8 protein-coding genes and 1 CRISPR repeat array are annotated in these 10,730 nt (G+C 40.9%); of the genes, 5 read left to right on the forward strand and 3 right to left on the reverse strand.

Annotated features, from left to right (window positions below):
- Positions 1-100: 100 nt before the first annotated feature.
- The 3 genes from HY064_11565 to HY064_11575 are packed head-to-tail and all read right to left on the reverse strand — an operon-like array spanning position 101 to position 3,380.
- Positions 101-1,195 carry a DUF1016 domain-containing protein gene (locus tag HY064_11565; GenBank protein MBI3511294.1) on the reverse strand — a complete coding sequence of 365 codons (1,095 nt, stop codon included), beginning with the start codon at positions 1,193-1,195 and terminating at the stop codon, positions 101-103.
- A gap of 3 nt (positions 1,196-1,198) precedes the next feature.
- Positions 1,199-1,924 carry an acylneuraminate cytidylyltransferase family protein gene (locus HY064_11570; GenBank protein ID MBI3511295.1) on the reverse strand — a complete coding sequence of 242 codons (726 nt, stop codon included), beginning with the start codon at positions 1,922-1,924 and terminating at the stop codon, positions 1,199-1,201.
- Positions 1,911-3,380: an aminotransferase class I/II-fold pyridoxal phosphate-dependent enzyme gene (locus HY064_11575; protein ID MBI3511296.1), complete on the reverse strand. Its 1,470-nt coding sequence runs from the start codon at positions 3,378-3,380 to the stop codon at positions 1,911-1,913. Before HY064_11575 ends, HY064_11570 begins: the two co-directional genes overlap by 14 nt.
- Before the next feature lie 324 nt (positions 3,381-3,704).
- Here HY064_11575 and HY064_11580 point away from each other — a divergent pair, with 324 nt between their 5' ends.
- The 5 genes from HY064_11580 (at position 3,705) to cas2 (ending at position 10,225) form a co-directional block, all read left to right on the forward strand.
- The gene (locus HY064_11580) at positions 3,705-4,307 is read left to right on the forward strand and encodes a hypothetical protein (protein MBI3511297.1); all 603 of its coding nucleotides are present in this window, start codon (positions 3,705-3,707) and stop codon (positions 4,305-4,307) included.
- A 384-nt stretch (positions 4,308-4,691) separates the two neighbouring features.
- Positions 4,692-8,123: a type II CRISPR RNA-guided endonuclease Cas9 gene (cas9, locus tag HY064_11585; GenBank protein ID MBI3511298.1), complete on the forward strand. Its 3,432-nt coding sequence runs from the start codon at positions 4,692-4,694 to the stop codon at positions 8,121-8,123.
- A gap of 28 nt (positions 8,124-8,151) precedes the next feature.
- Positions 8,152-8,943, forward strand: coding sequence for a Fic family protein (locus tag HY064_11590; GenBank protein MBI3511299.1), 792 nt, complete (start codon positions 8,152-8,154; stop codon positions 8,941-8,943).
- A 12-nt stretch (positions 8,944-8,955) separates the two neighbouring features.
- Positions 8,956-9,867, forward strand: coding sequence for a type II CRISPR-associated endonuclease Cas1 (cas1, locus tag HY064_11595; protein ID MBI3511300.1), 912 nt, complete (start codon positions 8,956-8,958; stop codon positions 9,865-9,867).
- A 52-nt stretch (positions 9,868-9,919) separates the two neighbouring features.
- Complete coding sequence (cas2, locus tag HY064_11600; protein MBI3511301.1) at positions 9,920-10,225, forward strand: CRISPR-associated endonuclease Cas2; 306 nt, start codon at positions 9,920-9,922, stop codon at positions 10,223-10,225.
- A 139-nt stretch (positions 10,226-10,364) separates the two neighbouring features.
- Positions 10,365-10,729: direct repeats of the CRISPR family, unit length 36 nt; unit sequence AAAGTTTTTTATCCCTCTTTGAAATCAAACCACAAC.
- The last annotated feature ends 1 nt before the right edge of the window (position 10,730 follow it).

Here is a 10,730-nt window from a genome sequence, read left to right on the forward strand (position 1 = left end):
CAACTACAAAACCGGGCGCGACGAAGGACAATACAACGAGCCCCAGAAGGGCGTACATTATTGGTAATGGTTGGATCGCTGGCATATTCGCTTGTTGAAATTAGGTTTTATCCAGCATCTCTCTCACTTTTGCCCGAAGTATTTTCTTGTCGGGAAGATAGAGCTGGTATTTCGAAACAAATATTTTGTTTGTTATTCCCCTGATCGCATATTCTACATTGATGTCGTCCTTATCCTGTGAAAGTATGATCCCGATCGGTGGATTATCCGTCTTTGCATTTTTCTCTATATCGAAATAATTGAGGTAAAGATTCATCTGTCCGACATCCCGGTGATTAACGGCCTTCGCTTTAAGATCGATCAACACGTAACACTTCAATTTGGTATGATAAAATACCAGATCGACATAGTGATGAACATTCGCGATGGTGATACGATATTGCCTGCCGACAAAAGCAAATCCTTTTCCCAATTCAAGAATGAATTTCTGAAGATTTGCAATGATCCTTTTTTCAAGGTGCGATTCCGTGTACTTACCATCCTCCGGTATTTTCAGAAATTCGAGAACGTATGGATCACGAACAATATCTTCCGCCGAATTGTACTTCGGACCGATATGCGCCAGTTTTAAAACCGCTTTCGGATTTTTACTTAATGCTATCCTTTCAAAAAGAGAAGAATCGATCTGCCGTTTTAAGTCGCGAACAGACCAATTCTCACGGATCGCAAGTTGCAGGTAAAATCCTATAGCGAGAATATTGCTGCATTGGAGAAGTTCTCCATAATGAGACCAGCTCAGCAGCGGCGACACTCTAACTTTTCCCTTGAATATGGCGGAAGAAGATTTGCCAGACACTGTCTGGCGAATTTGAGATTTGCCAGACACTGTCTGGCGAATTTGATTTTCATGAAGATCGAATGTGGTGTAAAATCCACGCATCATCTGGATATTGGAACGGGAAAAACCTTTTCCAAGATCCTTTGTCAATGATCGGGATAATTCAAGGATCAATTCCCTTCCGTATTCCGCCCTGCTTTTTCCCTGTTGTTCGAATTCCACGATGAGCTTTCCGATATTCCAGTAGGTGATCAGGATCTCCACGTTGATCTTCCGATAAACATTCTCCCGACCCGCCTCTATCAGCTGGCGAATTTCCTTCTTAAGAAAGAGGAGAGATTTTCTTTTCACCGCCATAACTTATTCCAATTCTCCGTTCTCTTTCGCTTTCATCAATCGTTCGATGATCATAAAGTCGATCCTATCATCTACTTCGAATGATTTCCATTTCGGCATTTCATAGCCCAGTGTTTTCTCGTGGTAAAAAGTTTTTCTTTTCTGTAACGATGGAACTTTCGAGATGTAAAGACTTCCTTCGAAGAAAAATACGTCGTCGATATCCTGCCTGCGTTTGAAAATAAATTTTTCTCCTTCGTATGGCTGGATAAAATTCTCCTTGTTCATGCGTGCAAGAAATACAGGATGGCCACTCTCACTTTTTGAAACACCGACAATACTCTCCGCTCCTTCCGTTCTTTGCAGCAAAGTGAGCGCCGACAAAACATCATTCACATCACGCTGCGGCGATGTAGCTTCAAGCATACAGAGATAATCGAAATGCATTGCCTGTGTTCCGAAATAATCCAATGCATGCATAACAACTTCCATAGAAGTAGAAGTATCGAGCGCGAGTTCGGCAGGGCGCATGAAAGGAATTCCCGCGCCCGAGCGCATGGAAACTTCCGCGATCTCGTTATCATCGGTAGAAACGACAACACTTCCTTCCACCTGCTTTGCTGCTTCGAGAGCAGTACGAATGGTCCAGTGAATGAGCGGCTGACCGTTCATAACCCGGATGTTTTTTTTCGGAAGGCCTTTGCTTCCCCCGCGCGCGGGAATAAGAAAGAGAACTTTAGGACGTGACATTCAGTTTGCGCGTATTGTAAATAGCGTTGAACGCCTGGAGAATACTCTTCTGTTCTTCATTGGTAATTGCGACAGAAGAAGGTAAACTTATTCCGTTGCGCGAAATATTTTCAGTAACAGGAAAAGATTGTCCTGAACGAACGTACTTCACATACGGCGGCATTTCATGCAGCGGATAAAACACCGGGCGTGTTTCCACGCCGTTCTTCATTAATTTTTCGATCAATTCATCGCGCGTCACACCATTCTTCGGATCGATGATACAGGTATATAACCAATAACCGTTGAACGCCCACTCTTTTTCTGGAGGCAACGTGATGCTGTGATCTTTCAACCCTCCATTGTAGATCGTGGCCATTTTTCTTTTTGCATTCACAAATTCATTCAACCGTTCCAATTGCGCAACACCAATTGCCGCCTGGATATTCGTCATGCGATAATTGAATCCAACGTACTCGTGCCAATAACGTTTTGTTTTCGACATGCCGTGATCGCGCAACACTGTTGCTTTATTGGCAATAGATTCATCATTGAACAAGACCATTCCACCTTCTCCGGTGGTGATCGTTTTGTTTCCGAAAAAAGAAAATGTTGCTGCATTGCCGAAAGTTCCTACATGTTTTCCTTTGTAAAGAGTCCCGAGCGCTTCGGCGCAATCTTCAATAACGAGCAAATTATTTTTTTTCGCGATCGTCATCAGTTCATCCATGTGACAGGGATGGCCGTAAAGATGAACGGGCATGATCGCTTTTGTTTTCGGCGTGATCAGTTTTTCAACTTCAGAAGGAGAAAGCGTCCACGTGTCGCGATCCACATCGGCAATTACAGGAGTTGCTCCCGTATAAATAATTCCATTGATGGAAGCGGCGAAAGTGAGATCGGGAACGATCACTTCATCGCCCTCTCCTATTCCCAGCGCTTCGAGAGCAAGATGAATTGCAACTGTTCCATTACTCACAGCAATACCGAAAGGAATTTTACAATACTCTGAAAATTCTTTTTCAAACCGTTTTACAAATGCACCTTGCGAACTGATCCATCCTGTGGTCACACATTCAGTAACATATTTCAATTCATTTCCGCTAAGCTGTGGCGTCATCACAGGTATGCGATGCGCACGCGAAAAACTTGCGTAGTCAACAGGAATATTATTTTCATCTACGAGCGGAATGTGGCGGATGCGCCCGCTGATCTTCGCCTGTATCTGATCGATGGGAGTTGTTACCGGAAGTGAAGTGAATTTCGTTTGCATCACGTCCTTCACTTTGCAATCGAGATTTTTTCCTGAGATAAGTGCACGGCGGATATCGCCATCAGTGAGTACGCCCACTAATTTTCCGGAAGCATTCACAGCAAAACAGGTTCCCTGTGCATTTGTGTCGATGATCTTCAGCGCCGCTTTCACGGGTTGATCTTCGTGGATAATTAATTCCTGTATGGTGGGACTGTGGGTCATATCTAAAAAGTAGCTGCTTTTGCGGGAGATAAAATTACGAAAAAAGGGAGGGTGCACGTGTTTTGTTTTCGCATAAAACAGGATCAAAATAATGGAGAATTTGCAAATAGAATCTTTACATCAACAAAACAAACCTTTGAACTCATGAATTCGTATACCCATAAATACCGGGAGTAATTCAACTTAAATATTCTACTGTGAATGTTTGTTTCTTAGCGGCTAATCATTTTGCCACAAAGGCACGAAGACACAAAGGAAAAATGAAACCAGTACATTGATGAAATATCCTGAAGAAACACATTCCTGAAAAATAAATTCAACCAAATGAAAACGTTCTCCCGTAAATTCATTTTTCTTCTTGCGATTGCCGTTTCCCCCACTATGGAAGCGCAATCATTTTTGAAAGGGCAAAAAGATATCAATCTCGGAATAGGAATAGGAAATAACATTGTCCGCGGTGGCGGGACACATTTGTTACCTCCGATCAGTTTTTCGTTTGACTATGGGATCACCGGTGCTATAAGTGTGGGAGGATATCTCGGCGTTACCGGAGCATCTTATATTTATTCGGCATGGGAAAATTGTGGAAACGGAAACGGGAATGGCCAGTATTACACCGACACTTACAAGTGGCACTATGATATTTATGGAATCCGCGGCGCTTATCATTTTGCGCAATTCATAAAGATGGATAAACTGGATGCCTACGGCGGAATTATGCTCGGTTACGATTATGCGCACTACCGCTATACCACCACTTCTACCTGCCCAGGCCATGTCGGTTACTACGGTTCCATTACTTATGGCGGTGCAGTTTTTTCTGCCTACGCCGGCGCACGTTACCGGTTCACGGATAAAATCGGAGCATTCGCAGAACTCGGTTATGGAATTTCGTACCTGACTATCGGCGTGAATTTCAAATTCTGAAAAAATTTCAGAACAACATCTTCTTCAATTCTTCCACACTTTGCTTTCTCACTTCAAGCACATGAATTGCGTGCCGATAGTTTTTCATCAATGGTAAAAACCAATATTTTTTTCCGAAGGACTGATTATCGTCTTTCCATCCGTCATTCTCACTGTGATGAAGATACCTGCCGGATTCAAAGTTAAGATTTGAGAGTGGATTTGAAATGAAAAAGAATGCAACAAAAAATAAGTCCCACCGAAGCGGGACTCAAGGTTTAACACCTTCGGCATATAGCCTTATTGTGATAAGAAATTCAAAGAGGGATAAATCTCATTTAATTTCTTGGAGCTAATGTATAAATATTTTTAACTTTCTTCAATAAATCTTAAAAAACAAAAGTTATGACAAAGATACTTGGATTGGATTTGGGGACAAATTCTATAGGATGGGCGGTGGTGGAAGACGGAAAGAAAATATTAGGAACGGGAGTTCGGATTTTTCCGGAGGGAGTTGACAATTTAGGAGAAGGACAAAATGAACAATCCAAAAATTCTGCGCGAAGGGTGTTCAGACAAGTCCGAAGACAAATCTTCAGAAGAAAACTGCGTAAGAGGTCTTTGTTGAAAGAATTGGTTAATCATAAAATGTGTCCGTTAAATGATGAACAGATAAAACGTTGGTACAAGACTGGCGATTTCCCTGGTACAAATGAATTCCATGAATGGCTCAAAGAAAATCCATATTTGCTTAGAGAAAAAGCATTGAATGACAATATTTCGTTATTTCAGCTGGGAAGAATTTTTTATCAGATTGCCCAACACAGAGGATTTTTGAGCAACAGCCGTAGTGCTGGCACGGACAGTAAGGAAGAAGGGGCAATTTATGACGGGGATGAAAAAGTCGGAAAGACCGGCATTACTGAAACGCAAAAACATATAGGAGAAAAAACACTGGGCAGTTATCTCTATTCTATTTTACCAAATGAAAGTACTGCGGAGATTAAACGCAGCTATGTCGATGGCAAGCCGAGAATAAGAAATCGCTATACAACGCGGCAGATGTATATAAATGAATTTGAAAAAATCTGGGAATCGCAAAAGAAATTCAACCCTAATCTATCAGATGAGTTAAAAGAATTATTTGGCGGAAGGAAAAAAGATGGATACAAGAAAGATGGCATCCTCTTTTTTCAACGTCCTCTTCGAACTCAAAAATTTCTTGTTGGAAAATGCACGTTCGAACCAAAAAAAACCAAATGCCCTGTAAGTGCAATTCCGTTCGAACTATTCCGATCCCATCAGTTCATCAATACGATAGAGTGTGATGGGAATAAATTGAATGCGGAAGAAAGAGAAGTTGTTCTCGGAATTCTCCTATCTAAAGACAAACCGCCCTTTAAGGACATTAGAAAAAAGCTCGAAAAGGTAAATGCTAATTTCAATTATGAAGACGATGACAAATGTCCCGGATCCTGGACAATAAGCAATTTGGCGAACAAAAAATTCTTCGGTTCAGCGTGGTTTGGGTTTTCTGAAAAAAAGCAGGAGGATATCTGGCATGTGCTTTACTACTTTGATGATAGAGATAAATTGAAAGAATATGCAATGAAAAATTGGGGATTTGACGAAGAAAGGGCAATTAAGATCAGCAAATTCAATCTTGTAGATGGGTATGCGAGCTTAAGCCGGAAAGCAATAATAAATATTCTTCCATTTCTGAAAATGGGTTTTACCTATGATATAGGAACAACTCTTGGGGGAATAAAAAATGCATTCGGAACAGAGTGGGAAAAGCTTGGAGACAAAAACAGGGATTTTATTATTACCAATATCCCTGAAATTGTAAGAGCAAAAAACAAGGGTGGATATATTGACGATCTCAAGAAATTCTTAAAGGCTGAATTTGCGTTGACAGACGAGCAATTGGAAAAGCTTTATCATCACAGTTCGTCCATCAATAAAATTGATGTCATTCCCAAATTGCCTGTAAGTAAAGAAGCCGACAAAGAGATTGCGAATCTCAGAAACCCGATTGTATCAACAGCATTGTTTGAGTTGAGAAAACTGACCAATGCGATTATTGAGGAGTATGGCAGACTTGATGAAATAAAAATTGAACTCGCCAGAGATTTGAAAATCACAAAGGATAAAAGAAATAAAATAAGACTGGAACAAAAAAGACTGGAACGGCAAAATGACGATTTCGTAAAACGGCTAAGAGAGCATAACCAAATCATCAGTCGCGACAATATTTTGAAATATAAGTTGTGGGAAGAATGTCAGCACACTTGCCCATATACAGGAGATGAAATCAGGATTGAACAATTGTTTTCCGGTGATGTGCAAATTGAACACATCTTGCCATGGAGTCGTTCACTGGACGACAGCTTCCTGAACAAGACACTTTGTTTTTCGAAAATCAACATTGAAAAAAGTGAAAGAACTCCCTTTGAATACTTTATGAAAAAGGGTGAAGAGAAATGGGAAGAAGCAAAGTCCCGAGCTTTGAAACTTTTTTATACAACCAAAGAATTTCCAGGTCGATATGAAAAATTTAAACGATTTGTAGCAGAGAAATTTGATGAGGATTTTATTGCACGACAACTGAATGATACGCGCTACATAAGTAAAGAGGCAAAATCCTACTTGATGAAGATTTGTGACAATGTGAAAGTTGCTCCAGGGCAGATGACCGCCAACCTGCGCGACAAATGGGGGTTGAACACAATTTTAAATTTAGAAGGGGAAACCAAAAACAGAGAAGATCATCGCCACCATGCTGTTGATGCTTTGGTTATGGCTTGTTTCAAGCAGATTCACCTCCAAGAAATTTCCAAATGGAACAGGTATGACCGACATCACGCGTTGAAGGATTTTCCGATGCCATGGGAAGGATTCAGATCAGATGCAGAAAAATCCATTCAAGCTATTCTGGTTTCTCATAAAAAATCAAATCGCGTTCTGGCTTCACGCAGTTTTAAAGTAAAAAAGGGGACGAAGAAATTTTCAAATAAAGGTATTGCTGCAAGAGGTTCTTTGCATGAAGCAACGATTTATGGCCTGAGAAAAGATAAAACGGGTGAAGAATCTTTTCATACAAGAAAGTCTCTTGAACGATTGACAGAGGCGGCAATACCCAAAATTGTTGATGATAAAGTACGGTCTTTGGTTTATCAGCGCTTGAAAGAAAGAGGATTGCAAATAGATTCTAAAAATGGCAAGCCTATTACGAAAACAAAAGAAGAGAAGGATAAATTCAAACAGGCGTTTGATAAACCTGTCCATTTACCCAATAGAAACGGAGATCCGGTTCCGGTAAAAAAAGTTCGGATAAAGGAAAACATTGGTAACCCTGCAAAGTTGAAAACGATTAATCAGCACGTTAATCCAAAAAACAACTATGCTGTACTCATATACAAAAAAGCTGATGGAACTCTGGATGAGGAAATAATATCCTTCTGGGTTGCCGCAGAAAGAAAAAATCAAGGAGAACTCATCTTTAAGCTTCCTGAAAATGGCAAAAAAATAGTGGCCACTCTTCAAATAAATGATTTGGTTTTATTGAACCTTTCCAATGAAGCGCTTGAGAATAACAAAACTAATTTCTCAATTTTAAATCAAAATCTTTATAGGGTACAGAAAATAACCTCTGGTGATTATTGGTTCCGGTTTCATTCATCAGCATCTCTTGAAGACGAAAAATATATTCAAATCAGAAATTTTGGTGATGGAAAAACCGGGTGGGTGACTTTCAATCCTATCAAAGTAAAAGTTACTGTCACTGGAAAAATTCAACCCTTAAAACCCCATGCTCAAACGCCCCCTCTTCTTTAGCAACCATCAAACAAATTAACTTTGCACTATGCACTGGCAAGAACTAAATAAATGGATTGAAAAATTTGAATCGCGCGGACTAAGCAGTGTGCTTGATTTCGAGCAATTCAACAGGATTGCCATTGTGCATCACAGCAGCGCCATTGAGGGCAGTACACTTACGTTTGAAGAAACCGCTTTGCTCATTACCGAAGGGATTACGGCAAAGGGCAAATCGATGAGCGAACATGAAATGGTGAAAGATCATTACCATGCACTGCTCTTTGTGCTTGAGAATGCAAAAAACAAAACGGCTGTCACTCCTGAATTTTTAAAACAAATAAACGCACGGGTAAATAAAAATACTGGACAGGTTAGAAACACGCTGCTTGGAATATGCGATGACACAAAAGGCGATTTCCGCCTTGGGAATGTTACCGCCGGAACAACTTATTTTGTGAATTATGATAAAGTGACAGGCATGGCGGCAGAGCTCTGCGAAAAAATTCAAAGCAAAATAACAACCGCAAAAACGACCAAAGAAATTTATGGCCTTTCCTTTGATGCCCATTTTTATCTCGTGAGCATTCATCCCTGGTTCGACGGAAACGGAAGAACATCGCGCCTGCTGATGAATTTTATCCAGGCGTTCCATCATAAACCACTTTCCATCGTATTTCTTGAAGACAAATCAACTTATATAAAGGTGTTGAATGATGCGAGGCGGGCTGATGATCCTGATATTTTCAGGAAATTTATGACTGAGCAGCATATCAACTATATGAAACAGGAAATTGAACGGTATGAGCAAAGAAATAAGGGAATTCGTTTTCTCCTCTAATCAATTTGATCCATGCTCAAACGAACCCTCTTCTTCAGCAACCCATTCCATCTGAACATCCGGCTTGCGCAACTGGAGATCACCGACAAAAAAAGCGGTGAAATAAAGACTGCACCTATTGAAGATTTGGGATTTGTAGTACTCGACAACCGCGAGATCACCATTACGCAAAGTGTTTTCTCGATGCTTGCGGAAAATAATGTGGCGGTAATAATCTGCGACGAAAAACATCACCCCGCGAGCATGATGTTCCACCTCGACACCAACATTGTACAGAACGAAAAATTCCGCGCACAGATTTCTGCAAGTGAACCAATGAAAAAACAACTGTGGCAGCAGACAGTAAAAACGAAGATCAGGAACCAGGCGGCGTTATTAAAACATATTGGAAAAGATGACCCCGAAAAGGAAGGGGCAGGCGAAGCATTAATGAGAATCGCTACACAAGTAAAAAGCGGCGACACTACCAATGAAGAAGCGCAGGCCGCAAGAAAATACTGGAACAAATTGTTTGGAGAAAATTTTACGCGCGAGCGCGAAGGCATGCCGCCCAATCCGTCGCTGAATTATGGTTACGCCATTCTGCGCGCTGCAGTTGCGCGTGCCTTATGCGGGAGCGGGCTCCTGCCCACGCTGGGGATTCATCATCACAGCAAATACAATCATTATTGCCTTGCCGATGATATCATGGAACCTTATCGCCCGTTTGTGGATAAAGTTGTATGGAAACAGAAACACAACTCTGATGATTACCATAACCTGAATAAAGAGAGAAAATCCGAACTGCTTTCTGTTCTCTCGTGCGATGTGAAAATGAATGGAGAAAACAGCCCGTTGCTTGTCGCGCTTTCTCACACAACGGCATCTCTTGTAAAATGTTTTGAGGGTAACGAAAAACAATTGGCATATCCCACACTGGGTTGATTTTTTTTCTATGAAAAGTGATGATCACACCCGGCTCAATGCGTATAGAATTATGTGGTTGTTTGTATTCTTCGATCTTCCGGTTGGAACAAAAAAGGAAATGAAAGCGGCGGCGCGTTTCCGGAAAGATATTATGCGTGACGGATTTACGATGATGCAGTTCAGCGTGTACATACGCCACTGCCCGAGCGGGGAGAATGCAGACGTTCATCAGAAGCGCGTGAACAGAGTCATTCCTGAAAAAGGCCAGGTGAGTATTCTCATGATTACCGATAAGCAATACGGGGACATTGTAAATTACTGGGGCGCTAAGGAAAAACCGCTTGGCCCAGCGCCACAGCAATTAGAACTTTTTTAAAATAAAAAAACGGAGAATCAAGGTTATCCCTGCCCGAAGAAAATCACTTCGGTGTAGGCGGGAATCTTGAAACTCCGTTAATTTTTTCAGCTTCAAATCGCTGTAAGAAGCTGTGCAATAGAAGGTAGATTTACCAACTAAAGTTTTTTATCCCTCTTTGAAATCAAACCACAACGTTTTGGAGACTGTTTCAGTAAGTGTTCTAAAGTTTTTTATCCCTCTTTGAAATCAAACCACAACTGAATCTGATTTTGCAAAATGGCGTCAGTAAAAGTTTTTTATCCCTCTTTGAAATCAAACCACAACTAATTCGTCATTGGCGTCTATTGGGGAATAAAAGTTTTTTATCCCTCTTTGAAATCAAACCACAACGGAAAGCGCTGGAATCTCTGGGTAATCGTTAAAGTTTTTTATCCCTCTTTGAAATCAAACCACAACTCATTATAGTTGTTTCCTTTCTCTTCGTTAAAAGTTTTTTATCCCTCTTTGAAATCAAACCACAACC

Source organism: Bacteroidota bacterium (genome assembly GCA_016194975.1).
Classification (GTDB): domain Bacteria; phylum Bacteroidota; class Bacteroidia; order Palsa-965; family Palsa-965.

What these genes read in the sequence shown, in the direction of transcription:
- HY064_11575 (MBI3511296.1), bottom strand. Translation starts at nt 3,380, where the DNA reads ATGACCCACAGTCCCACCATACAGGAATTAATTATCCACGAAGATCAA.
- HY064_11590 (MBI3511299.1), top strand. Translation starts at nt 8,152, where the DNA reads ATGCACTGGCAAGAACTAAATAAATGGATTGAAAAATTTGAATCGCGC.
- HY064_11565 (MBI3511294.1), bottom strand. Translation starts at nt 1,195, where the DNA reads ATGGCGGTGAAAAGAAAATCTCTCCTCTTTCTTAAGAAGGAAATTCGC.
- HY064_11580 (MBI3511297.1), top strand. Translation starts at nt 3,705, where the DNA reads ATGAAAACGTTCTCCCGTAAATTCATTTTTCTTCTTGCGATTGCCGTT.
- HY064_11570 (MBI3511295.1), bottom strand. Translation starts at nt 1,924, where the DNA reads ATGTCACGTCCTAAAGTTCTCTTTCTTATTCCCGCGCGCGGGGGAAGC.
- cas9 (MBI3511298.1), top strand. Translation starts at nt 4,692, where the DNA reads ATGACAAAGATACTTGGATTGGATTTGGGGACAAATTCTATAGGATGG.
- cas1 (MBI3511300.1), top strand. Translation starts at nt 8,956, where the DNA reads ATGCTCAAACGAACCCTCTTCTTCAGCAACCCATTCCATCTGAACATC.
- cas2 (MBI3511301.1), top strand. Translation starts at nt 9,920, where the DNA reads ATGTGGTTGTTTGTATTCTTCGATCTTCCGGTTGGAACAAAAAAGGAA.